General features: G+C 49.6%; 25 protein-coding genes. 7 read left to right on the top strand and 18 right to left on the bottom strand.

Annotated features, from left to right (window positions below):
- Positions 1-18 precede the first annotated feature (18 nt).
- Entirely contained in the window at positions 19-822 is an 804-nt protein-coding gene (locus tag ACI1P2_RS20950) for an NAD kinase (protein WP_355322289.1), read from the top strand.
- Between the two features lie 35 nt (positions 823-857).
- Here ACI1P2_RS20950 and ACI1P2_RS20955 read toward each other — a convergent pair whose 3' ends face one another.
- A complete protein-coding gene (locus tag ACI1P2_RS20955; RefSeq protein WP_408976290.1) occupies positions 858-1,538 on the bottom strand; it encodes a YutD family protein in 681 nt (226 codons plus the stop codon).
- A 23-nt stretch (positions 1,539-1,561) separates the two neighbouring features.
- Positions 1,562-2,464 (bottom strand): lipoyl synthase, encoded by a 903-nt coding sequence (gene lipA / locus ACI1P2_RS20960; RefSeq protein WP_355322293.1) that lies wholly within the window; start codon positions 2,462-2,464, stop codon positions 1,562-1,564.
- Between the two features lie 219 nt (positions 2,465-2,683).
- Here lipA and ACI1P2_RS20965 point away from each other — a divergent pair, with 219 nt between their 5' ends.
- Together ACI1P2_RS20965 and ACI1P2_RS20970 are read left to right on the top strand one after the other, a co-directional pair.
- Positions 2,684-3,754, top strand: coding sequence for a M23 family metallopeptidase (locus ACI1P2_RS20965; protein WP_355322295.1), 1,071 nt, complete (start codon positions 2,684-2,686; stop codon positions 3,752-3,754).
- Positions 3,755-3,868: 114 nt separating this feature from the next.
- Positions 3,869-4,939 (top strand): LysM peptidoglycan-binding domain-containing protein, encoded by a 1,071-nt coding sequence (locus ACI1P2_RS20970; RefSeq protein WP_355322297.1) that lies wholly within the window; start codon positions 3,869-3,871, stop codon positions 4,937-4,939.
- Between the two features lie 53 nt (positions 4,940-4,992).
- Here ACI1P2_RS20970 and ACI1P2_RS20975 read toward each other — a convergent pair whose 3' ends face one another.
- Genes ACI1P2_RS20975 through ACI1P2_RS20985 form a run of 3 tightly spaced genes read right to left on the bottom strand, consistent with a single transcriptional unit; the run spans position 4,993 to position 7,869 of the window.
- Positions 4,993-5,784, bottom strand: coding sequence for an ABC transporter ATP-binding protein (locus ACI1P2_RS20975; RefSeq protein ID WP_355322299.1), 792 nt, complete (start codon positions 5,782-5,784; stop codon positions 4,993-4,995).
- Between the two features lie 25 nt (positions 5,785-5,809).
- The gene (locus tag ACI1P2_RS20980; RefSeq protein WP_355322301.1) at positions 5,810-6,868 is read right to left on the bottom strand and encodes a FecCD family ABC transporter permease; all 1,059 of its coding nucleotides are present in this window, start codon (positions 6,866-6,868) and stop codon (positions 5,810-5,812) included.
- On the bottom strand, positions 6,865-7,869 hold the full coding sequence (locus tag ACI1P2_RS20985) for a FecCD family ABC transporter permease (RefSeq protein ID WP_355322303.1): 1,005 nt from the start codon (positions 7,867-7,869) through the stop codon (positions 6,865-6,867). Before ACI1P2_RS20985 ends, ACI1P2_RS20980 begins: the two co-directional genes overlap by 4 nt.
- Positions 7,870-8,053: 184 nt before the next feature.
- On the opposite strand from ACI1P2_RS20985, the gene ACI1P2_RS20990 reads away from it, so the two are divergent.
- Entirely contained in the window at positions 8,054-9,007 is a 954-nt protein-coding gene (locus ACI1P2_RS20990) for an ABC transporter substrate-binding protein (protein WP_355322375.1), read from the top strand.
- A gap of 50 nt (positions 9,008-9,057) precedes the next feature.
- Here ACI1P2_RS20990 and ACI1P2_RS20995 read toward each other — a convergent pair whose 3' ends face one another.
- A complete protein-coding gene (locus ACI1P2_RS20995) occupies positions 9,058-9,903 on the bottom strand; it encodes a polysaccharide deacetylase family protein (protein ID WP_355322305.1) in 846 nt (281 codons plus the stop codon).
- 260 nt (positions 9,904-10,163) lie between these two features.
- Between ACI1P2_RS20995 and ACI1P2_RS21000 the strand changes: the two genes are divergently transcribed.
- Complete coding sequence (locus tag ACI1P2_RS21000) at positions 10,164-10,676, top strand: DinB family protein (RefSeq protein WP_355322307.1); 513 nt, start codon at positions 10,164-10,166, stop codon at positions 10,674-10,676.
- Positions 10,677-10,800: 124 nt separating this feature from the next.
- Positions 10,801-11,370 (top strand): YdeI/OmpD-associated family protein, encoded by a 570-nt coding sequence (locus ACI1P2_RS21005; protein ID WP_355322309.1) that lies wholly within the window; start codon positions 10,801-10,803, stop codon positions 11,368-11,370.
- Positions 11,371-11,613: 243 nt separating this feature from the next.
- Here the strand turns inward: ACI1P2_RS21005 and ACI1P2_RS21010 are convergent, their stop codons facing one another.
- Entirely contained in the window at positions 11,614-12,414 is an 801-nt protein-coding gene (locus ACI1P2_RS21010; RefSeq protein WP_355322311.1) for a TrmH family RNA methyltransferase, read from the bottom strand.
- A 25-nt stretch (positions 12,415-12,439) separates the two neighbouring features.
- Positions 12,440-13,108, bottom strand: a complete 669-nt coding sequence (locus tag ACI1P2_RS21015) for a potassium channel family protein (RefSeq protein WP_355322313.1) — start codon at positions 13,106-13,108, stop codon at positions 12,440-12,442.
- 170 nt (positions 13,109-13,278) lie between these two features.
- On the opposite strand from ACI1P2_RS21015, the gene ACI1P2_RS21020 reads away from it, so the two are divergent.
- On the top strand, positions 13,279-13,512 hold the full coding sequence (locus ACI1P2_RS21020; protein WP_355322377.1) for a small acid-soluble spore protein SspI: 234 nt from the start codon (positions 13,279-13,281) through the stop codon (positions 13,510-13,512).
- A gap of 90 nt (positions 13,513-13,602) precedes the next feature.
- Here ACI1P2_RS21020 and ACI1P2_RS21025 read toward each other — a convergent pair whose 3' ends face one another.
- From ACI1P2_RS21025 to ACI1P2_RS21070, 10 genes are all read right to left on the bottom strand, one after another.
- Positions 13,603-15,186 carry a peptide chain release factor 3 gene (locus ACI1P2_RS21025; protein WP_355322315.1) on the bottom strand — a complete coding sequence of 528 codons (1,584 nt, stop codon included), beginning with the start codon at positions 15,184-15,186 and terminating at the stop codon, positions 13,603-13,605.
- A gap of 235 nt (positions 15,187-15,421) precedes the next feature.
- Positions 15,422-16,978, bottom strand: a complete 1,557-nt coding sequence (gene zwf, locus ACI1P2_RS21030) for a glucose-6-phosphate dehydrogenase (RefSeq protein ID WP_355322317.1) — start codon at positions 16,976-16,978, stop codon at positions 15,422-15,424.
- A 264-nt stretch (positions 16,979-17,242) separates the two neighbouring features.
- Positions 17,243-17,899, bottom strand: coding sequence for a response regulator transcription factor (locus tag ACI1P2_RS21035; RefSeq protein WP_355322320.1), 657 nt, complete (start codon positions 17,897-17,899; stop codon positions 17,243-17,245).
- Positions 17,892-18,956 (bottom strand): sensor histidine kinase, encoded by a 1,065-nt coding sequence (locus ACI1P2_RS21040; RefSeq protein WP_355322322.1) that lies wholly within the window; start codon positions 18,954-18,956, stop codon positions 17,892-17,894. The genes ACI1P2_RS21035 and ACI1P2_RS21040 overlap by 8 nt, the downstream gene beginning before the upstream one ends.
- 18 nt (positions 18,957-18,974) lie before the next feature.
- Entirely contained in the window at positions 18,975-19,625 is a 651-nt protein-coding gene (liaF, locus tag ACI1P2_RS21045) for a cell wall-active antibiotics response protein LiaF (RefSeq protein WP_355322324.1), read from the bottom strand.
- Between the two features lie 144 nt (positions 19,626-19,769).
- A complete protein-coding gene (locus ACI1P2_RS21050) occupies positions 19,770-20,462 on the bottom strand; it encodes a PspA/IM30 family protein (protein ID WP_355322326.1) in 693 nt (230 codons plus the stop codon).
- Positions 20,462-20,926, bottom strand: a complete 465-nt coding sequence (locus ACI1P2_RS21055) for a PspC domain-containing protein (protein ID WP_355322328.1) — start codon at positions 20,924-20,926, stop codon at positions 20,462-20,464. Before ACI1P2_RS21055 ends, ACI1P2_RS21050 begins: the two co-directional genes overlap by 1 nt.
- Before the next feature lie 6 nt (positions 20,927-20,932).
- The gene (locus ACI1P2_RS21060; protein ID WP_355322330.1) at positions 20,933-21,604 is read right to left on the bottom strand and encodes a PspA/IM30 family protein; all 672 of its coding nucleotides are present in this window, start codon (positions 21,602-21,604) and stop codon (positions 20,933-20,935) included.
- 23 nt (positions 21,605-21,627) lie between these two features.
- Complete coding sequence (locus tag ACI1P2_RS21065) at positions 21,628-21,936, bottom strand: hypothetical protein (RefSeq protein WP_355322332.1); 309 nt, start codon at positions 21,934-21,936, stop codon at positions 21,628-21,630.
- Between the two features lie 242 nt (positions 21,937-22,178).
- Positions 22,179-22,952, bottom strand: coding sequence for a class I SAM-dependent methyltransferase (locus ACI1P2_RS21070; RefSeq protein WP_355322334.1), 774 nt, complete (start codon positions 22,950-22,952; stop codon positions 22,179-22,181).
- Positions 22,953-22,957: the final 5 nt, after the last annotated feature.

Here is a 22,957-nt window from a genome sequence, read left to right on the forward strand (position 1 = left end):
ACAAAGGAGCTTTTCACCTTGAGATATTATGTTCTGGATCGCGGGGATAAGCGTTCCATTGAGCTGAGTCAACAGTTTCACCGTCTTGCGGAAGGTAAGGGTTTCAAGCTTGATGCGGAGTCTCCGGAGATCGTGGTTTCTATCGGCGGAGACGGCACCATGCTGCATGCGTTTCACACGTTCACGGACCAGATTCCGGACATTGCGTTTGTGGGTGTGCACACGGGACACCTCGGCTTTTACGCCGACTGGCGGGCGGACGAGCTCGAAGAACTGGTGGAGCTGATGAGTGTCAACGGGCCGGAGGGCTACGGCAATCCGCGAATTATGAAATACCCCCTCATTGAGCTGGAGATTCACAAGAAGTCGGGAAGCGCCTCCTTTATTGCTCTCAATGAGTTTACATTGAAGGGTGTGGACGGTACAGTTGTCGCCCAGGTTGATATTAACGACACCGCCTTTGAAATGTTCCGTGGCGACGGAATATGCATATCCACGCCATCCGGCAGTACGGCTTACAACAAGGCAGTGGGTGGAGCGGTGGTGCACCCGAGCATCGAAGCGCTCCAGTTGGGCGAGATCGCTTCCATCAACAACCGCGTCTTCCGGACGCTGGGCTCTTCATTGATGCTGCCCAAGCATCATCATTGTGACATTATCTCCCGGAAAGAGCAGCGGCTGCTGCTGACCGTGGACCATTTGAATATCCAGCTTGACGATTTGGTGTCCGTAAGGTGCCAAGTGGCGAAGGACAAGGTCAGCTTTGCCCGTTACCGTCCCTACCCTTTTTGGGATCGCGTCCGTAACTCATTTTTGAATTGATACTTAGCCTGAAGCACAAACAGCGGTTCCTGAAATCAGGAACCGCTGTCGCTTTTGGCGCCATTATGTTCTTGGGTTTGCCTTTCACTACGTTTCTCCTGCTGAGCCGGAGGGTTACCCTGCTCCTTTGCAAAGCGCGGCTGCCTTTCCCGCTGATCCGCATTCCGATCAAAACGGCTGACTTTTACCTCCCGCTGATCCTGGGACTCGCGGCCTGAGCGCGGCTTGCTTTTGTCCGGGCTTTGACGGTGTTCCCGCTGCCGCTTGAAGTCCCGCGGTTCTCGTTCGCGCCGCTCCCGATCGCGAGGCTGCCTCATATCACGGTGCTGGTGCTCACGCAGCCTTGGCTCCTCTGCATCGGTCCGCTGCACAGCGCCCTCTTCCTGAAGCTCCTGTTCACCTGTTCCGGCGGCATCCAGCGGTTCGGCATAAGCATTGGGCGCTCCCTGAACTCTATGAAGCACAAAATAAGCACAGCCAAAGTTGCAGTATTCATTGATGTAGTCTGACAGAACGCTGATGGAGGTATCCTTGTTCGCCTTGGGGTGCCCTTCCCGGTAAAAACCTTTTAGCCGGAGCTGGTTATAACCCCAATCTCCGATAATGTAATCATAACGGTCGAGCACTTCGCTGTACCGGTCCCGAAACGCCTCGGGATTCCATCCATTTTTATAGTCCTGTACAAGTTCGTATATTTTGCCGCCAATCTGAAACAAGGTCACATACCGCCTTTCCCCGATCAAGCCTGCGAAACGGCGCCTTCTTCCTTATGCTGAGCGGCCGATTTCACCTGCTCATGCGCATGGTAGGAGCTGCGTACCATCGGGCCGGATTCCACGTGGCTGAAGCCGCGCTTCAATCCTTCTTCCTTCAATTTCGCAAAATCCTCAGGAGGATAATATTTTTTCACATACAGATGCTTATCGGACGGCTGCAAATACTGACCGATCGTCATAATATCGCAGCCAACCGCCCGCAGATCATCCATCGCCTGCAGTATTTCATCCCATTCTTCGCCCACACCGAGCATAATACTTGATTTGGTAGGAATGGACGGCTGCATTTCCTTGGCACGCTGCAGCAACTCGAGGGAACGGCGATACTTGGCTTTGGCCCGCACGGTATCCGACAAGCGTTCGACGGTTTCAATATTGTGGTTCAAAATATCAGGCTTGGCATCCATTACGATTTGCAGAGATTCTCTGCTTCCCAGAAAGTCCGGGATCAACACCTCTACAGTGCACAGCGGAAGACGCTTGCGGATGGCCTTAACCGTTGCGGCGAAAATGGAAGCTCCGCCGTCCTTGAGATCGTCACGCGCTACGCTTGTCACGACACAGTGACGCAGGTTCATCTGCTCGGCCGCCTCTGCTACACGTTCCGGCTCCTGCAAATCAAGCTCGGTAGGCATCCCTGTGTTCACCGCGCAAAAACGGCAGGCCCGGGTGCAAATATCCCCCAATATCATAAATGTTGCTGTTCTGTTCGCCCAGCATTCGTAAATGTTAGGGCAGCGCGCCTCTTCACATACCGTATGCAGTGTCTTTGAACGCATCATGCTTTTAATTTCCTGATAGTTGTCCCCCGTAGTCAGCTTGATACGGATCCAATCGGGTTTAGGTTCTTTTACTTTTTTGGACAATGTCATGAACCTTCTTTCTAATGAGGTTACTGTCATTGCCCTATATTATAACATGAAAGCGATGGGAAAGCCTCCATTCTTTGTTTTTAAGCGAAGCCCCGCCATTTTGGATAAAATGCTTCTTTTAGGATAAATCTAATGAAAAGCACTGCCTGATCCATGAACCGCGGCAGTCCTATCAAAACGGGCAACAGGCCCGGCCGGAAGGAGGAGTGTGCTTTGCCTTTCAACCTGAACACAGATCGCGTGCCGCTGCTGCTGACGGTCCTGTTGGCCGGAATTTTGCTTTTTGTATGGACGGCCTCGCCTGCAGCGGGAGCGGTAGCCGCAGCACAGCCCGCTGCGGAGAAAGTGAGTGGAGAACGGCTTTACGACGCCAGGATCGCTCTGTACCGCCACATGCAGAAAGCAACAGGCGTTCCCTGGCAGCGCTTGGCGGCCATTGATCAATACGAGCGTACGCTTACCCTTGCCCATCCGAAGGACAGAAAGCATAACGAGCGGATCACGGGAATTTATATCAGTGAGATGGCCTGGTCCGGCTGGCTTAATCCCGATCATGGCGACAGCAATCCAGCCTCGATCGATTTTTTTGACGGCTACGGTCAGGACGGTTCAGGCGACGGCATAGCCAGCCGGGACAACGATAAGGATCTTCTGTACACCATGGCGTCCCATATCGCATCATTCGGAAAATCAGAGGATCACTTCAATATTGCTTTGTGGGAGTATTATCATAATCCCCGTGCTGTTCAGCGGATTCAACAGTTCACCAAGCTGTACCAGACGTTCGGCACCCTGGACCTCCACAAACACGCATTTCCCCTGCCGCTGGGCAGTGACTATTCCTATCGCAGCACGTGGGGAAGCGGGAGAAACTGGGGGGGTTACAGAATACACGAAGGAACGGATTTGTTCGCTGGATATGGCGTACCGGTCCGCAGCACCTGTTACGGAGTGATTGAAGTCAAAGGCTGGAATCCATTCGGCGGATGGAGGATCGGAATCCGGGATATTGATAACAGGTACCATTACTATGCTCACTTGCAAGGCTTCGAGAAAAACCTTCATAACGGGGATATCGTAAAGCCAGGCCAGACTATTGGCTGGGTAGGAAGTTCAGGATACGGCAAGCCCGGCACACAGGGCAAGTTCCCGCCCCACCTCCATTACGGGATATACCGGGACAGCGGCTTGACGGAATGGTCCTTTGATCCGTACCCGCTGCTCAGGAAATGGGAGCAGGAAGAGAAAAAAGCGTTAAAGGCCAATAAGAAGGCAGCCTCTTGAGGAGTCTGCCTTCTTTCATTTCAGACTAAGCACTGCAAAACAAAAGTCTTCTTACCGATAAACCAAGTACAAGCGTATATTTATGACCACATATTCAGGAGGATTACCGACAACATGAGAAACTGCAGCAGGAAATGGATCACCCTGACCATTGGAATGGCATTAACGTCCTTTAACGCCGGTACGGCCGGTGCAGCTTCTTCCCCATCAGAGCTGTATCAAGTGAAGCCAGGCGATATTTTGTGGAATATAGCCAAGGCCAACAACGTTACGGTGGTGGAGCTTAAGACGTGGAATCAATTGCAGGGAGACATGATTTACGCAGGTCAATCCCTGCGTATCCACGCCGCGGCAGCGGAGCAGACCGTCTCCATTGCACAAAACGCCCATAAAACCGAAGCCGAAGCCCCCAATACAGCGGCAATGGGCCATTTTACGGTACATAAGGTCAGCAAAGGAGAATCCCTCTTCCTGATCGCCCAAAAATACGGGCTTTCCATTTCCGTCCTGAAACAGGATAACGGACTGCAGAGCGATCTGATTTACGAAGGGCAGACCTTGAACATACGAACTGGCTCCCAAACAAGCTTTGCTGCAGTTGCTTCGAAACAGGCTAATCTCTCCAATAATGACTCAAATAATGAGACAACTGCTTCAGCAGCTCTCCCTTCTCTTTCACAGGGATCAGGCGGGACGCCGCAGGAAGAGGCAGATGTGCCTGTTTTCTGGGAAGACGGGCTGTTCCCTTTAGCCATGAATACGTACAGCTCTTTCAGCGATACGTGGGGCGATGCCCGCAAATTCGGCGGCGACCGCCATCACGAAGGAACGGATATTCTGGCTCCCCTGGGAACACCGGTCTATTCCGTAACGGACGGCGTGGTCACCAATTACGGCTGGAGCACCCTGGGAGGCTGGCGGTTGATGATCAAGACCGCGAATGGCTATTCGCTTTATTACGCGCATTTGAGCAAATATGCAGATAACGTTGCCAAAGGCTCTGTTGTGAAAAAAGGGCAAATGATCGGTTATGTAGGTAATACCGGCTATGGTCCGGAAGGGACCTCGGGACAGTTTGTCCCTCATCTTCACGTCGGCATCTACGATGCCAGCGGGGCGGTCAATCCCTTTAACTCCTTGAAATATTGGGAGATCCAGCTGAAGCAGCAGAATCAGAAATGGTAAAAGCAAAAAGGATCGCATAAGCTGCACAGCTTGGCGATCCTTTTATATGCAGATCACAGGTGTCGGCCCTTGCCATAAGGAATGCAAAGTGGTGTGCCGGAAATCGGGTCACTAAGAACCTCGCACTCTAATCGGAATACGTTACGTACAAGCTCCTTATTAATGATCTCTTCCGGTTTTCCCTGGTCATACACCTTACGATCATGAACAGCTATGATATGATGAGCATAACGACAAGCCAAATTTAAATCATGCAATACCATGACAATGGTTCGTTGATCGTTCTTATTTAGCTCAAACAGCAAATCCAGAATCTCGATTTGATGGGTCATATCCAGGTATGTGGTCGGTTCATCCAATAAGATAATATCCGTATCCTGCGCCAAAGTCATCGCAATCCAGGCTCTTTGCCGCTGGCCGCCGGACAGGGACTCTAAAAGCCTGTCAGCCAGGTCCGTCATGGCCGTAACCTCAAGTGCTCTCCGGACACTCTCCTCGTCCTTTTCAGACCACTGCTTCAACCATGTTTGATACGGATAACGGCCCTGCTTCACAAGCTGCAGGACAGTCAGACCTTCCGGAGCAGATGGACCTTGCGGTAAAATCGCAAGCTGCTTGGCCACCTCTTTGGTCGATTGTGCCTCAATTGCATTCCCGTTAAGAAAAACCTTACCCGTAGCAGGCTTCAATAGCCGGGCCAAAGAACGGAGCAGCGTTGATTTTCCACACCCGTTTCCTCCAATGAGCACAGTGATTTTGCCTTTGGGAATGGATAACTCCAGTTCGTCAATAATAATAGAGCCACCGTATGACAATGTTAGATCCTTCGTTTCCAATACATGCATAGCTTCCCCGTCCTCTGCTTACTCTTTATGAGTTTCTGCTTTTAAACAACAAGTAAATAAAATATGGAGCCCCGATCGCAGCTGTAAAAACACCCGTCGGTATTTCCAAAGGTGAAAATAGAGTTCTGCCAATTAAATCAGCAGCCATCACGAGTAATGCCCCTATCAGTGCAGCTGCGGGAATAAGCGCACCATAAGCTGAACCAACAAGCTTACGCGCGATATGAGGTGCGATTAATCCAACAAAGCCAATCCCGCCTGCAAACGCAACCGCCCCTCCCACCAAAGCAGTACAAAGAAGCAGCAAATAGAGTCTCTGACGTCCGACATTGCTTCCCAGTCCGGTTGCAAGAGAATCCCCCAGCTGCTGTACATTTAACTTGCGTGCAGCAATCCAGGTCACCAGGCTAATGACCGTGATCCAGGGAGCCAGTACGGCAATATCCCCCCAATTCGTTCCATTTACCGTACCAATCAGCCAAATATTCGCTTGACTGGCTGTGTGTATAGGGCTAAGAATCATAAAAAATGTCGTGACCGCCTGCATCAGTGCGGCAATGCCAATCCCGATCAGCACCAGCCGCAAGGGCACCACCTCTCCATGCTTATAAGAGAGCAGATAAACGATAAAGGCAGTTAATGTCGCGCCAATAAACGCACCGAGCGGCAGCCACTCAATACTGATCAGCAATGATCCGGTATCCCGATCGCTAAAAAAAGCCAGAAACAAGACCACCGCAGCGCCTGCTCCCCCTGTTACTCCAATAATTTCCGGTGAAGCCAGCGGATTACGTACAAGCCCCTGTAGAATACTGCCTGCTATAGCCAGACCAATACCAACAAACAATGCCATTAAAATACGGGGAAGACGAATGGATGTAACAACGAGTCTCTCCATGTCGTCCCCTCCGCCAAAAATAGCTTGTAGGACCCGAATAGGAGAAATATTCATATCCCCCATTCCTGTACTCAGCAAGAACAGAACGAATGTTAAAATGAGCAAACATACCGAAGTAAGAAGTGCTTTCTGATTCAGCAATAATGAAACGCCAGAACCGATTCGTAGAGCTATTTGCTTTTTCATTTTGTTAGGACTCCTCTACGAGCAATATAAATAAAAAACGGCGTTCCAATCACGGCTGTCATTACACCGACAGGAACCTCCTGCGGCATCAATATAAACCTCGCCCCTATATCGGCAGCCAGCAACAATATTGCACCAAATACCCCGCTGTAAGGAATAACCCATCTATAGTCTGTGCCCACAAATGCACGGGCAAAATGCGGGATAATGATGCCCACAAAGCCAATCGGTCCAGCAATTGCGACTGAACTTCCGGCCAACAGCACAACGATCAGCACCAGTGTCCCCCTCACAAGCTGCGTACGCTGACCTAATCCCCGTGACACATCATCACCAAGCAGTAAAAGATTTATTTTTCCTGCCATCAGCATCGAACCAAGCCAGGCGATGATCAGATAAGGAAGCACATGGATTAACGTTTCCAATTTACGTCCCTGCACAGAGCCCGCGAGCCAGAACAATACCTCGTCAAGCGCCGTCTCATTTAAGGTAAGAAGTCCTTGCGTCAATGATGAAAACACAGCTCCGATGGCAACCCCGGCAAGCGTCAATTTAATAGGAGTGAGTCCTTCCTTGCCGATGGAAGCGATCATGAACACCAGTGATGCGGCAAAAGCCGCGCCAAGGAAGGCGAGCCAGGAAAACACCTGAAGCGAATGAACTGAGAAAACAACAACAGCACAAACAATAAAAAAAGACGCTCCGGCGTTAATCCCCAATATCCCGGCCGAGGCGAGCGGATTTTTGGTCAATGCCTGCAATATTGCCCCTGCTATGGCAAGGCTTGCTCCTACGGCTGCCGCAATCAGAGCGCGCGGAATGCGGACATTCTGAACAATAATATGTTCGTTTGAACCATTAAATTTTGTAAAAGAGTCTATTACCGTACTTGGATTTGTATCTACATAACCGTATATGACACTTGCCGCCAGGCAACACATAAGTAAAAAGCCAAATAGTATTAATCCTGCCGTTTTCTTTGGTGTGGTTTGAAAAATCATGTTTATGTACCCTTTCTGCTCATTATTTTCAGTCTAGTAAAATTGAGATAATAGTCAATGAGAATTTTTATCAATAAAACAATTGACATATCTACTCTTCGAATTATATCATTCTTTTTGTAATTGAAAATCATTATCAGCGACGGGGGTTACATCATTGAAGAGGGTTTCTTGGGGTCTACTTATGCTGTGTCTTACCTTATCCCTGCTATTAAGCGCTTGCGGGACAAAGGAAGAGCCAAAGAATGAAGCTGCAGCAGCAACAAACGAAAAATACACGGTAGAGCATGCGATGGGCAAAACAGAGATAACAGGAACACCGCAGCGTATAGTTGTGTTAACCAATGAAGGCACAGAGGCTCTGCTTGCCATGGGGGTAACTCCGGTTGGGGCTGTGAAATCATGGACCGGGAATCCATGGTACGAACATATCCAGGATAAAATGAAAGATGCGAAGGTTGTTGGCACAGAATCCGAGGTAAACGTTGAGGCCATTGCGGCGTTACGGCCAGATCTGATTATCGGAACCAAAATGCGCCAGGAAAACATTTATGAGCAGCTGCAGGCGATTGCTCCTACAGTTTTCTCTGATACATTAAGGGGAGACTGGAAAGATAACTTCAAGTTATATGCAAAGGCTTTGAATAAAGAGCATGAAGGCAATAAAGTATTGGAAGATTATGATAAGCACGTAGCACAGGTGAAAGAAAAACTGGGCGACAAAGTAAATCAGGAAGTATCGGTTATTCGTTTCATGGCTGGAAAAACCCGAATTTATTATACAGATTCTTTCTCTGGTGTTATTTTGAACGAATTGGGATTTAAGCGTGCTGCACAGCAAGAAGCGCTCTTTACTGATGATAATAAACTGGGAAAACTTGCAATCGAGGTAGGAAAAGAAGTGATTCCTAAAATGGATGGGGATATCCTTTTTTACTTCACTTATGCTCCGGATGGAGATCAGGAAGCGCTGGCTACGGAATCAGAGTGGACAAACGATCCGCTTTGGCAAAATCTAAACGCCGTTAAAAACGGAAACGCCCATCAAGTTAGTGATGTCATTTGGAATACTGCTGGTGGCGTGCTTGCGGCCAATCAAATGCTGGACGAACTGGAGAAGATCGTCCTGAATAATTAAATGAGAAAACCCTTGGTTCATCGGGAATGAATCAAGGGTTTTCGTCTTTATCACATCAAACGCTGCCTTTCGCGAATTTCCCGCCAGGTGACCAAGCGAATATCTTCTTCCCGCAATACGCGGATAACCTCCTCGTCACGAAATACATCATATTCGAAACGGCGAATCTGCCATGTATCCGTAATTGCTTTTAATTCTCCGGTATCCAGTGAGGGATGAAAAACCAGCTCGGTCAGGCCGGGTTTTAACGTCTTAATGGCGCGAATTGCCGCTTCTTTCGTAAAAGCATATGAGACCTCTATCCCGGCAGACGGCGGGGAAAAGGGAAGCATCTCAAAGTGATCGAGTATGAACACGCCCTTCTTCTCCGCAAGCTTCACCAGCTCTTTATGCCGGGGATGCTGGGAGAACAGTCCGCTATACTTGGCATATCGCAGCGGGAGCCGATATGCCTCGCACAGATCAAGCAGAATTTCAGTGACATGATACATCGAGCCCATATGGTTGTCCATGTGGGTAATATCGACTCCCATCCGCAGAGCGAGTTCAATTTGTGCAATCGCTTCTTCTCTCATCTCTTCAGGATCGGCATTGGAGATAACCGTACTTGTATCTGCCGGAAAATATCCGAACTCATCCGTCAACGTTGATAACTGACTGTTAAGCGGCCCCCATTTGTAATGCTCCCATTCACTTGTAAGTGTAAGATGAATTCCCACATCCGCATTCGGGTGCTGTTTTACCAAATGGACAGCCTCAAGCGCCCAGGGACAAGTCACCATGAGACTTGACGAAGCAATGGCACCTTGTGCCAGCAGCATGCCTATAGCATGATTCGTTGAATGACACATGCCGAAATCATCTGCATTAATGATTAATAAACGCTCGTTGGACATTTCTGATCCTCCTTGCATACCGGAAAATTAAAACTATTCTATGCTACATTTAATTACGACACAACAAGCAGGTCAATCCCAGGATTAGCAAGAAAAAATCTGTGATATAATAATGATCTGCAAATATGAAACGGAAAAGAACAGCTTCAAAATGCACTCAAACTTTATGAAGAAGTATGACGGACTGTTGTCATACTTCTTTTTTTACAATGATATCAGTTACATCGAATTCGATTGCATAGATAAGGAGACGATATAAAATGAATTATCCTGTAAAAATGTATGAATATCACGTCTGGGCCAACCAAACGATCTTGGGCAGAATCAAGGAACTCCCGTCCTCTGTACTGAGTCAAGAAGTAAACAGCTCTTTTTCCACCATCGCCCATGCTCTAAGTCATATTTATGCGGTTGATAAGTCGTGGTATCTTGTTTTAACAGGCACTGGAATGCCAGAAGCGCTGCAAGCATGCATGCCGCTAAATAAGAGTACCTTGTATTCTGTGGATGAATACGCCAACTCCTTTGATGAGTTAGCTGAACAACACAGAGAATGGTTCCGCAGCCAACCCGATTTGGAGCAAACCATTCTGCTTGACAATCCATACGCCGGAATCCGTCAAACACGCTTATCGGAAATCGTGCTGCATGTGGTCAATCATGGGACCTATCACAGGGGTAATGTTTCCACAATGCTGCGTCAATTGGGCCATGCATCCACCATGAATGACTATGCACTTTTTTGGTATCAAGAGCCGGCGGGGTCCATTTAATCTCTGACGCCGCAAAATTATGCCGATGATATCCTGTGAGGTATTGTAGCGTGTCGCAATTTATTCGGAAAATAGTCACCTTTGCATGCTCTGCATATCTGGAAAGGAGAATGTACTTTTATCCATGGAAATTGAAAATCTCATCACAGCAAAATCGAGAGAAGATTTGGGGATTTGGCTGCAGGAGAATTGCAAGACTGAAAAATTTTGTTGGGTCATAGTTAGTATGACACCAACTCCCGATACGTTGTTATATTTGGACGTGGTCGAAGAAGCTTTATGCTTTGGATGGATCGATGGAGTCAAAAAGAAAATATCTGAAACCGGACTGGCGCAGAGACTGTCTCCCAGAAGCAAAAAAAGCTCCTGGACTGAACTGAATAAAGAACGTGTCCGCCGCCTCGAAAAGTTGGGGTTAATGCGTGAGGAAGGAAGAAAGGTACTTCCTGACATGGACCATGATTCTTTTAAAATAGATAGGGTTATAGAACAAAGACTTAAAGAGGATAGTCAAGTGTATGAGAATTTTTTGGCATTTCCGGATCTTTATCAAAGAGTGCGAATCGACACCATACAAAGCGTTAAAAATCAGCCGGAATTATTTAAGAGCAGATTAGACAAATTTATAGCGAACACGAAAGAAAATAAAATGTACGGTCAATGGCATGATCATGGACGCTTGCTGGATTATTAAGTCTCCAGAGAAGCATAAAGGAAACGGCAGTAACCGATTTCGGCAGCATTCTTCATAAGTTCAAGATTTAGCCAAGCTGCAAGTTGATGAAACGGTTTATCGGTGAAAGGCCATCTTGTTCGAAGACTGGAAAGGAATTCATCATGAGTATCAAGAATTTCCCATGACCCCGCTTTTCTTATAAACCAAATGGCAGCAAATCCTTGTATTACAAGGACTTACTGCCATTCGTATGTCTCATATTCATGTTATGTTGAATTTTTTCTGCCGCATGGCCTCGAACAGCAGCACCGTTGCAGCCATCGCGGCGTTCAGGGATTCAGCCTGCCCGGCCATCGGGATCAGAATGCTGTCATCCACCATGGCGGCGACAGCTTCCGAAACTCCCTGTCCCTCATTCCCAATTACCAGCCAAACAGGCTGCCTGAAATTGTAGGAGTAACAGGAATCGTTCGCCTGCAGTGACGTGCTGACCACACGAGCCCCTGCAGACTTAACCGATGCCAATACCTCAGTAAGCTCAGCCTCTACAACGGGCAGGTGGAACATCGAACCCATTGTGGAGCGTATCGTCTTTGGGTTATACAGATCCGCACAGCCATGGCCCAGCACAACTCCAACCGCCCCCGCCGCATCCGCGCTGCGGATAATCGTGCCGACATTGCCCGGATCCTGCACCCCGTCCAGCACAATCACCAAGCCGGTCTGCTGATGGAGAAGCTCGTCCGCCGGACGACTTTCCTTACGCACAACCGCAAATACAGACTGAGGCGTCTTCGTCTCCGTACATTTTGCAATCACCGCTGCGGAGACGGCTGTCCATTCGGGCTTACGGTCAGGCAACTGTGCATAACTGCCAAGCTCGTGTGGGATTCCCTTTTCCATATCATAAGCGATACATTCCACGTCAGCCCCTGACCGGAGCGCCTCTTGTACCAGATGTACACCTTCTACGATATATTTTCCCTGCCGTGTTCGATGCTTCTTCTCCAGCAGCTGCGCCCACTCTTTCACACGCGGATTGTTCGGGGAAATCAGTTCCATGCTTGTTTCATCCGTTCCTTGTTATTCATGGCTGATCGGCAAAAGCCTGCTCCAGCTTGTTCAGATTATCTTTGTGCCCCACTACGATAAGAACATCTCCCGACGCCAGACGTTCATCAGGACTCGGGGAAATGTTCATTTCTTGTCCCCGGCGGATGCCCATCACGTTGCATCCATAGCGTGCGCGGATATCCAGCTCCTTCAGGTTCTTGCCGAGCATGGCTTTGGGCGCTCTCATATCAAAAATGCTGTAATCCTTCGACAGCTCAATATAATCCAAAATATTTGGCGAAGTCAGGTGATGCGCCACTCGCAGTCCCATATCCCGTTCCGGATAAACAACCTTGTCTGCTCCTATTTTTTGCAGCACCTTGCCGTGCAATTCATTCTTGGCTTTTACAATCAGCACCGGAACGCCCATATCCTTCAGAATCAGTGTCGTCAAAATGCTTGCTTGTATATCTTCACCGATGGCGACCACTACAACATCAAAGTTGCGGATGCCGAGCGCACGCAAGGCGTCTTCATCGGTGGAATCGGCCGTCACAGCATGGGTTACCATTTCGGCAACTTCTTGGGTACGTTGTTCGTTGGAATCGATGGCCAGTACATCGTATCCCATTTCACCGAGGGCATTGGCCACACTGGAACCGAAACGTCCCATTCCAATGACCGCGTACTGTTTTTTAGCCATGTCTTATCCTCCCGAAAATGTCACATTTCTACCGTCCTAGTATAGCATAACAAGACCCGCGGAGGCATCAGCACGGGCTTGACAATCCTGTACATACATACTTGGGGCAACCTCAGGGAAAGCTGAGTATGGATTCATTTAAATCAGATCATCTCAGGAGGGACAACATGATGCCCATCACGCTTGATTTACGCCAAGCCATTATTCACAAGGTGCATGGAGAATCGGAAGAAGACCTGAGGCATATGATCGAAGGCTCCATTCATGGGCCGGAAGCAGCCCTTCCCGGGCTCGGAGCCGTATTTGAAATGATCTGGCCCAACCTGGATCAAGGCCGGCAGAACGAAATGGTTCATATTCTGCACGAGCATCTGAAGCAGGTAAACCCGCAACCCTTAAAATGAATCCCCACAGGAAAGCCGGAGTCTGCAGCCATTACAGACTCCGGCTTTTTCCGGCAGTTAAATCGTGTCTGGTTCCCCGCAACAGCGCTATTATGGCGCCGTCTCCAGAAACTTCGCAGTCGGATTTTTCTCCATTGCCGTTCTCATCGCATATTCATTTTCAAACAGCACGACATAATTCCCTTTCTTGTCTTTGACAAGCGTGGAGTTAATGCGGAATTTGCTTGGATCGATGTTATCGTCTATGATCCAGCGGGCAAACTGATATGGCATTCTTTGTAGTTGAACGTCCACTCCATATTCGCCTTTCATGCGGTATTCAAACACTTCAAACTGGAGCTGACCGACAACCCCCAATAGCGTATCGTCAAAGCTAACGGTGTTGAACACCTGAATGGTGCCTTCTTCCGTCAGCTGATCGATCCCTTTCTGATACTGCTTATGCTTCAGCGCATTTTTCACCGTTACCTTGGCAAAGATTTCCGGAGAGAAGGTCGGGAGCTCGTCGAACACAATCTCACTTGCTTGACTCAGGGAATCCCCGATGCGGAAGATGCCCGGATCGAACAAACCGATGATATCCCCCGGAAATGCTTCCTGCACAATATCCCGGTCCTGTGCCAGAAACTGCTGCGGCTGCGACAGCTTGATTTCTTTTCCTACCCGCATATGCTTGACGCTCATACCTCGCTGGAATTTTCCTGATACAATACGCAGAAAAGCGATCCGGTCACGGTGCGCCGGGTTCATATTAGCTTGGATTTTGAAAATGTATCCGCTGAACTTCTCATCCGTAGGCTCAATCAAACCGACGGTGCTCTTGCGAGGCTCCGGTTTTGGGGCAAGCTTCAGGAAGTTCTCCAGGAACGTCTGCACCCCGAAATTGTTAATAGCACTGCCAAAGAATACCGGTGTCAGCTCACCGCGCTGTACCTTTTCCATATCAAATGGATCGCCTGCCACATCCAGCAGCTCAAGATCCTGGCAAAGCTGGTCATGCAGAAACTCGCCGGCCATCTCCCGGATGACCGGGTCATTGTAATCGTCGACCTTTTGCACCTGAATGGTGGAGTGATCGTCCCCCTGGAACAATTCCACCTGATTCAGCGTACGGTCATATACACCGCACAGGTCGCGTCCGGTCCCGATGGGCCAGTTCATCGGCACAGAGCGGATGCCAAGCACCTGTTCCAGCTCTTCCATCAGATCGAACGGACTTCTTCCTTCCCGGTCAAGCTTGTTAATGAACGTAAAAATAGGAATGCCCCGTTTGGCACAGACCTGGAACAGCTTAATCGTTTGCGCCTCCACACCTTTGGCCACGTCAATCAGCATCACGGCGCTGTCCGCAGCCGTCAGGGTGCGGTATGTGTCTTCACTGAAGTCCTGGTGACCAGGCGTATCCAATATGTTTATCCGATGGCCTTTATAATCAAATTGCATCACTGAGGAGGTAACCGAGATTCCGCGCTGCTTCTCGATTTCCATCCAGTCACTGGTGGCATGCTTGCTGGCTTTACGGGCCTTGACCGTACCTGCTTCACGGATCGCTCCTCCGAACAGGAGCAGCTTCTCCGTCAAAGTTGTTTTTCCCGCATCGGGGTGGGATATAATCGCAAAAGTACGACGCTTGTCGACCTCTTGCTGGAGCTGGTTATCCATTGTTTTGCTCATTTCACATTTCCCTTCGTCGCATAATCGCTATCGCAATCTATTCAAAACCAGGTCGTTCTCATCCGCTTTTCCAAATATCAAATCGGCATTAAAACAACCCTCGCTTATTTAAGAAATCATTATGCTATTATAGCATAATCTGAACGCAAATCATCCCCACCCGCCAAAAGACGAATGGGGATGCGACTCTGGTCTATATCATGCTTCAGATCTGGCTCAGGTGCGTCTGACCGCCTTATTCCCGCCCGCCAACCTTCCACACAACATTGTCTTCCTCCTGGCCGTTGACCGGCCACCATTTGAAGCCATCCTGCTCAATCAGCCGGTACGCTCTCTCCGGACCCCAGGTTCCTGCAGGATAGGTCTCAAGAGTGTCTGGTGTCTCCTTCCACGCCTTGGCGATCCGGTCTACAAAAGCCCATGCCGTCGACACTTCATCCCAGCGGGTAAAGTAGGTGGAATCCCCCTCAACTGCATCCTGCAGCAGACGTTCATACGCCTCGGGTGAATTGATTCCCACCATGCAGCTTTGGCAGAAATCCATGGCCAGCGGTTCGATTTCCGTTTCGGAGCCAGGCTTCTTCGCATTGATCTTTACGTAAATGCCTTCCATCGGATTCACGCGAATGACCAGCAAATTGGGCTCCAGTTTGTACTTTTTGCCCAGATATACGTTATTAGGCATGCTCCTGAATTCCACAACAACTTCCGTTGTCTTTACCGGCAGACGCTTTCCTGTACGAATATAGAAGGGAACCCCCGCCCAGCGAAAATTGTCCACGAATACACGTGCGGCAAAATACGTCTCGGTATTGGATTCCGGATTCACCTTGTCCTCCTGGCGGTAACCAGGAAGCTCCTTGCCCCGGTAGGTGCCAGCCGTATACTGTCCGCGGACCACGTTTTGCTTGACGTCTTCATTGGAGGCAAACGGACGCAGGGAACGAAGCACCTTCACCTTCTCATCCCGGATATCCTCCGGAAGCAGGCGGCTAGGCGGCTCCATGGCGATCATGGTCAGCATCTGCAGCATATGGTTTTGCCCCATGTCGCGCAGCGCCCCTGAATGATCATAATACTCTCCGCGTTCTTCCACACCGACCGTTTCCCCAAGCGTAATTTGCACATTGGCGATATGTTTGTTATTCCATAAAGGTTCAAAAAATGCATTCGCAAAACGAATGACCTCAATATTCTGCACCATCTCTTTGCCAAGATAGTGGTCAATCCGGTAAATCTCTTCCTCGGCAAACACCTCGCGGATTTCCTGATTCAAACGCTCTGCCGACTCCAGATCATAGCCAAAAGGCTTCTCGATGACGAGACGGTTCCAGCCGGTCCCTTCGAGCATGCCGCCTTCATTCAGACTGCTCGACACACTGCCAAACAGCTCGGGTGCCAGAGCAAGGTAAAACAGACGGTTGCCTGGGATGCCGAATTTGGCCTCAATCGCTTCCGTTTGCTGCCGAAGCTCATGAAAGCCCTCCACATTGTTGATATCCAGCGATTTGTACTCAAAATGAGAGGCGAATCTCTCCCAATCGCCGCTGTCCGCCACTTTATAACGGCAAAATTCCTGAACTGAATCATATAAATCATTATGAAATTCCTCCGGCGAGCGCTGACGGCGCGCCACACCGATCACAGCAAAATCCTCTCTCAGCTTGCCTTCCCGGTACAGACTGTAAATTGCAGGATAAAGCTTGCGGCGGGCCAAATCGCCCGTCGCCCCGAAAATGAAAAACACTGCTCCCGGAGTTTGCACTTCATTCATCATTTGATTTTCAGCCATAGCTCCTCATTCTTTCTTTGAAAGTTTTGTGGTGATGACCAAAAGCTCTGACGGTTCAAGCAGTGAATTCGTGATTTGATCCAGTTTAGCATATTCTGGGATCGGCAGCTATCCTATCTTCTATTTTACCCAATCTCTGCGTGTTCAACCAACAAGAGATTTTGTCAACAGCTCATGACTAAAGTCACGAGCTTGTCTCCGCCTACTTCATGAAAAAAGCCGCCGGACCTCAGTACAATACACTGTGGGTCTTGGCGGCTGAATTTACTCGGCCAATCCGTTCTTGTATGCGTAGATGGCTGCCTGTGTGCGGTCCTCGACCCCAAGCTTGGCAAGCAGATTGGTCACATGGAATTTCACCGTTTTAATGCCAATGATCAGTTCATCCGCAATATCCTGATTGGATTTACCCTGGGCGAGGAGGCGCAGCACCTCCATCTCCCTTTCCGTCAAATCGGCATGGGCAGGCGCCTCTGCTTGAGGCCTGCGGAATCTGTCCATCATTTTGGAGGCCACCTGGGATTCCAGTACGGATTGTCCCCGGGCAGCTGCGCGAATGGCATCGGCGATTTCGGCGGCACGTGACGTTTTGAGCAGATAGCTGAATGCACCCGCTTCAATGACCGGATACATTTTTTCATCATCCAAATAACTTGTAAGCACAATGACCTTGCATTGCGGGTGCTGCTTCAGCACCTGGCGGGTCGCCTCGATGCCATCCATTCCATCCATGACCAGATCCATGAGTATCACGTCCGGCTGATATTCAGCCGCAAGCCGAATGCCTTCCTCGCCGCTGCCGGCTTCACCAACGACTTCGATTCCGTCCTCCGTGCCGAGCACCGCCGCCAAGCCGATCCGCACCATTTCATGGTCATCGACCAAAAGCACTTTGATTGGATTGTCCGTACCGTTATCCATCGTTCTCGTTCCTCCCGCTCTCTTCGTTCATGACAGGAACCGAAATTTCAATACGTGTTCCCTTTCCCGGTGCCGTAATATATTGAATTGCTCCGCCAACCTCATTGATCCGCTCCTGCATGGTGGATAATCCATAGGAAGCCTGCTTTTTGTCATCAAGCTCGAAGCCGACCCCGTTATCACGGATCATGACGCGAAGCAGTCCTGACCGCTGCTGTATACGGATCTCCATCCTCGCCGCCTTGGCGTGGCGAAGCGTATTCGACATGGCCTCCTGAATGATGCGGAACAAATGATTTTCAACACCCTTGACGAGACGAATTCCGCTGTCCATCTCAAAATCAATCTCCATCGGCACTTTCACCTGCAGCTCGTTGACCAGCTCCCTGATCCCCTGCTCCAGATGCTTGCCTTCCAGGTAAACAGGTCTTAAATGCAGCAGCAGCGCTCTCATCTCCGATTGGGCCACCGCCGACATTTCCTCGATGAGGGCCACCTGGCGCTGAGCTTTGGCAAAATCCTTCTCCAGTGTTCTGCCTACAGCCGTGGCGGTCATGGAGATAGCGAAAAGCTGCTGTGAAACCGCATCGTGAAGCTCTCTCGCCAGCCTCTGTCTTTCCTCTACTATAGCAGATATTCGGGCCTGTTCAGCAAGCTGTGCATTATTTGTGGATAAACGCTGTAGCGAGGATACCTGCTCCTCCCACTTTCTCCCGATTCGGCCCAACTGCTCGCCGAGCCTGCCGATTTCATCTGACCCGAGCCCAGGCAGCTCTCTGGATGGACTGCCCTTCTCCCACATCAGCAGCGTTTCACGCATCAGTTCCAGCCTTCTTTTCACCCGGTAGCTTTGATAGAATCCGAAGGTTGCACCCAGCCCTACCAGCAGAAATAATAAAGCAGCCCCGAACTGCACACCCGCTCTCCACTCGGAGATGGGCTTCATATATCCATATGTATTGGCCATGTACAGGAAGACAGCCCCCACAACAAGAGACAGGAGGACGCCTTCACCCATGCTGCGGGTGACCATATTGGATGTTTTACGATCATTCATATACGGCTCCTCCTGTTCCTAAATAAATTGAAAGCGTACGTCACCTGCCACATAAGACACGATAAACTTGACCTTATATTCGCTCTCCGCATAGTTGGGAGACTTCCATACCAAACGGTTCAGCACACCCACATCCATATCGCGGCCGAGCTGAATTTGTCCGAACACCACAACGGCCTCAACCTCAACCCCATAATATTCAGGAATCCAGAAATCAATATCCCCCAGAATTCCCTGCATGTAAAACACCGTCTCCCGTTCCTCCGGCAAGGCAAGCGAAAGATCCGCGTCCATCTCGCCCAGGACATGCCATATGCTTGCATTGCGGAGAGTCCAGGGCACTTCATCCCATTTATAGTTGGACATGAAGTTCTGCTTGAACATTGCGGTGCCGCGCGGCTGTATCCTGCGGGATCTATAATAGAAAACCCCAAGCGAAATCAGGGTAATGCCAATGAATAACACCAGATTGTCCAGCACAAGCAGCACGCCGCCAATCGCCGCCAGCATATATCCTTTCTTGAGACGGTCTTTTTGCATTTTATATACGCCTGCAAAGATAAGGATCAGTGCGACGATGGTGAAAAAGCCTATAAATTGATGAAACAGCACAAGCAGACCAATGACGATCAAAACCCAGCTTGCCAAAGTCGTCTTTCTTCTCTCCATGCCGCACCTCCTTTCTTTCAGGTAGGAAAAGCCATAACGGCGTTCATAAGAAACGGCCGCATGGCTTCTCCCGATCATATGGAACGCTCTTCAGAGCTCATTCCATACAGCATATCATATTGTTACAATATCGAGTAGCTCTTCTCAAGCCTTTGGTTTGTCACTGCTCTTTTGCAACTTGCTTTTTAACTGCTCGAGCTGCTCTTCCACCTTCAGCTGCTTCTCGGTATCCGCCGGATTCACATATTGACCGGTTCCGGGGCGGTAGGGTGCCCGCAATACATCGGCTTCCGCCTCCATCTGCATGATTTTTTCCTCCATACGGTGGAAGCCGAGTGAAGCGCTGCCGCTCTCAATGGTATTCACGCTGCTGATTTGCGACATCTGCTTTTTGGCTTTGGCCATTTGGGCACGGGACACGAGCTCGTTGCGCTTGTTGCGCATTTTGTAAAACTCGTCTTTCATGTCATGCAGCTGTTGAACAAGGGATTTTACCTGCTCCGAAGATTGGGCATGAAGCTCCCGGTATTCGTCCTTCTTTTGTTCAAAGTAAATTTTCTCTTCCAGCAGCTTGCGTGCTACTTCTTCCTGGCCGTTGCGAAGGGCGGCTTCCGCCTGCTTCTCACGCTCATTGATTCCACGCTCCGCTTCTTCAAGACGCTGCTTCATGCGGCGCTCATTCGCCATTTGCTTGGCTACCGTCACTTCGGCTTCATGGATTTCACTCTCCATGTCGCGCAGGTATTGATTCAGCATAACTATCGGATCTTCCACTTTATCCAGCACATCGTTGATCGAAGCTCTCGTCATATCCTTCATTCTTTTAAAGATTCCCATTATTTACGTTCTCCCTTCTCTAAATCCGCAATTTTTTTACGCAGTTCCGCCAATTCCTTTTTCATGGCTTTTTTTTCGATATCTTCCATCATAGAGTCCAGATCGCTGCCTTTGTTGCCAAAGGAAGTTTGCTGTTGCTGCTGGCCGTGACCGTTATGAAAGCCTTGACTATGACCGTAATTTTGCTGATGCTCTCTGCCATATGGACTCCCATACGGCCCGCTGCCATATCCCTGCTGAAATGAGCCGCTTGAATGCCCATAGCCATTATGTGGCGGATAAGGCTCTTTAGGAATTACGAGTGCAGCGATAAAGTAAATGAGAATCGTCGCTCCCCCGGTAAAAGGAATGCTGATCAACAGCAAAATCCTGATCCAGGTAGAATCGATGCCAATGACATCGGACAACCCACCGCTCACTCCCGTGATCATTCTGTCCCGGCTTGACCGGTATAACTTGGTCATCTTCGTCTACTCCTTTCTTTCGTTATTCAGCTTTTGCTTTAGTCTTGCCAGCTCCTGATCCAATATGGAGCCATTGGTCTGCCCGCTGTCGGCATACCCGGCCTCGGAACGGCGCAGCTCCCGCAGACTGTAGGTCTCTGCTTCAATATCTGCAACCTTGTTTTCCAGACGGTCAAACATCCGGGGAAGATTTCTTCCGCCGTATGTACCCGCGCGCTCGTTCATTTGACGCTGCAGATTCAACGTTTCCATACGTGCAACATAATATTGTCTTTTGCTGTATACGGTTTGATACTCTGTCCGCAGCTCTTCTAGCTGATACTCAAGCTCCTGAAGAGATTCTCTGCTCTGCCCCCAAAGCTCCGTATACTGCTGCGCTTTTTCTTCGTAGAGCATTTTCTCTTGCAGTGCCAGCTTGGCGACATGATCCTCGCCTGCTTTTAATGCCAGCAGCGCTTGTTCTTCCCTTTTGTTCTGCATGGCCAAGGCTTGATCCATCTGCAGCTTCATTTGTCTTGTGTGCACTGAATATTGCTGCTGCAGCTTCTCTGCTTCCGCAATATCCCTCCGTGTGGAGGAAAGAAACTGGTCAATCATTCGAACGGGGTCCTGGCTTTGTTCCAACGCATCATTGAAAGTGGCCACTGTAATATCCCGCATGCGACGAAATACACTCATTTGCTATGCTCCCTTCCTAACATTTAATATCTGCGTCCACGACCTCTTAAGAGCGCAATCCCGAAAATGATAAGCCCGATTGCAAGAAGCGGACCGATCAGCCAGGACAGCTTGCCGATAAGGATCAGCAGACCCAGGATCATAATGACCCAGCCTATCACTGTATTGCCGCTTCTGACTCCGTAGTACCCGAGCACGATCATAGCGATCGGGATCAGGTAACCGATAATCTCGTGCACCAGAAAACCGAATGCCGGGATCAAGTTGAGCAGAATTAAAGCACCTACTACGATAAGCAGGATGGCCAAACCTTTGTTTCTATCCATTCTCATTGATTGCTCACCGCCTTTCGTTGTCTCTCTCTTATGTCTTTATTCTATACGTGTCCCCCTCTCGTTAAAACGGACTGCGGGCGGTTTTTAAACCTAGCCTTAGGTCTGGGTATGCTCTGGACTGGAAAATATCCTTCAGAAAAAAATAAGCAACCATTCCCCGATGGATTACCGGGAAACAGTTGCTTCAATTGAACCTTCCGCGTAAGACCATTACACCTTGCACGTCAGACCGTCCCTTATCAATGCTTCTGATCACCCAGGATGGCGTAATAACCGGAAAGGGACCAAAATCGCGACCAGAAGGATTGCCGTTGCAGCTTGGCGGCAGTTACCCAGGACAAATCTTCAATTCGGACATCGACAGCCCCTGCCTGACGCCAAATCTCGGCAGCTTGATCAGGATGACTAATGTTGGAGAGAGGGGTCGCTTCTTTTGAAGTGAACGGCAAGCTCTCCTGATGCGATCTCCGGTCAATACCGAGAAACCGGCGCACAGCGGACTGCTGTCGGGACATGCGGTTTCTGTGATCCATACGCCGGGTGCTGTCAATCGCAGCTATCCGGCCGCCCGGGCCTGTCAGGCTGCACCAGCATTGCACCGCTTTCAGCGGATCGGGAAGCAGCCAGATCAAGTTGCGGCTGATGACAGCATCGACCTCTCCCTGTTCAATAGGAGGGTTAACCGCATCACCCAACCGCACTTCCGCATTAGGATAACGAGCCAGTCTTTCCTTCGCCAGTTCAGCACGGCTGGCCGCATACTCCACGGCAATCACTTCATAGCCCAACTTTGTCAGATGCTCTGCCATAATGCCGGTCCCGCTGCCCATATCGGCGACACGGCGAATGATGCGGCCCCCGGCCGGCTGATTCAGCAGCACAGGTATCAGTGAAAGCCAGATCGGGTGCTCCCTGAAGCCCGCGCTGCCCCCGAACCTCTTTTGTTCATTCAGCGTTTCGACTTTACCTCTTTGATTCCAGTAATGCTGAATTTCACTTTCCAATCCTTTCATAAAAT

The sequence above is a fragment of the Paenibacillus jiangxiensis genome, assembly GCF_046098255.1.
GTDB lineage: Bacteria > Bacillota > Bacilli > Paenibacillales > Paenibacillaceae > Paenibacillus > Paenibacillus jiagnxiensis.